The organism is Streptomyces sp. 13-12-16 (genome assembly GCF_002114215.1).
Classification (GTDB): domain Bacteria; phylum Actinomycetota; class Actinomycetes; order Streptomycetales; family Streptomycetaceae; genus Streptomyces.
In genome coordinates, this window is sequence record NZ_NCTE01001075.1 from 1 (window position 1) to 1,228 (window position 1,228).

The 1,228-nt window shown below is 75.3% G+C and carries 2 protein-coding genes; both read right to left on the minus strand.

Annotated elements, in window-relative coordinates; translation table 11 throughout:
- Positions 1–169: 169 nt before the first annotated feature.
- Complete coding sequence (locus B7767_RS35460; RefSeq protein ID WP_085575648.1) at positions 170–535, minus strand: Rv2175c family DNA-binding protein; 366 nt, start codon at positions 533–535, stop codon at positions 170–172.
- A 77-nt stretch (positions 536–612) separates the two neighbouring features.
- The coding region (locus B7767_RS35465) for an oxidoreductase C-terminal domain-containing protein (protein WP_179167427.1) at positions 613–1,228 on the minus strand (616 nt) is incomplete at its 5' end.

A 1,228-nucleotide genomic window follows, 5' to 3' on the forward strand; every position in this document is an offset into this window, starting at 1 on the left:
GCCCGGTCCCGGTCAGCCGGGTGCGGCCGGACCACGAGCGCCTGGGCCCGGCGCCCCGCCCCCGCACGGACGCGAGCCCGTCTCCACGTCACGCGGCCGCACCGCACGCCGCACCGGCACGGCTTCCCCCGGCCGGGGGTGTTCCGGTCGGCGGACGGTCAGGTCCGGGTCAGACCGCGAGCGCCTGGGCGCGGCGCTTCACCTCCGTGCCGCGGTTCTCGCCGAGTGCCTGGGCGGGCGTGCCCGGCAGGGAGGGGTCGGGGGTGAAGAGCCATTCCAGCATCTCTTCGTCCGTGAAGCCGTCGTCCCGCAGGAGCGTCAGGGTCCCGGTCAGGCCCTTGACGATCTTGTCCCCGTCGATGAAGGCGGCGGGCACGTGCAGCGCGCGGTTCTCACCTCGGCGTACGGCGATGAGCTGGCCCTCCTTGACCAGCTGCCGGACGCGCGTCACCTCGACACCGAACATCTCGGCGATGTCGGGCAGGGTGAGCCAGGCGGGGACGAGAGCATCGATCTTTGCGTCAATCTCGGTCACGGGACAAGCGTGCCATCTGCCACTGACAGTCGGAAGTCAGCCCCGCCCGCCCGGGCGGACGTGCCGGTCCGGGAGCGTCACGCCGTCGCCGACTTCAGGGGCCGCGCCGGGTCCGCCAGCGCCTCCGCGTCCATCTCCGTGCCCGCCTCGATCAGCCTGCGTCCCTGCGCCAGGTCCCGGGGCCGTCCCACCGCGAGCAGCGCGACCAGGCGGGACCCCCGCAGCCAGCAGACGCTCCACGCCGCCTCGGCGGGGTCCCCGCGCCACACCGTCCGGTCGGCGTCCGCGTGGTGTCCCGCGTACTGCACGAAGCGCCCGAACTGCTCGGACCAGAAGTACGGCACCGGGTCGTAGACCACCGGCTCCCGGCCGGTGGCCGCGCCGAGGACGTTCACGGCGACCGTGCGCGGCCCCTGGAGGGCGTTGTCCCAGTGGTGGACCAGCAGCCGCTCGCCGTAGCGCCCGGACGGGAAGGACGCGCAGTCGCCGACCGCGTACACGTCCGGCAGGGAGGTCGCCAGACGGCGGTCGGCGACGACCTCCCCGTGCGCCCCGAGCTCGATCCCGGAGCCCGCCAGCCAGGCGGTGGCGGGCCGGGCCCCGATGCCGACGACCACGGCGCCCGCGGGCAGCCGCGTGCCGTCGTCCAGGACCGCGGCGCCGGGTTCGACGCGCTCCACGCGCGCGTGCGTG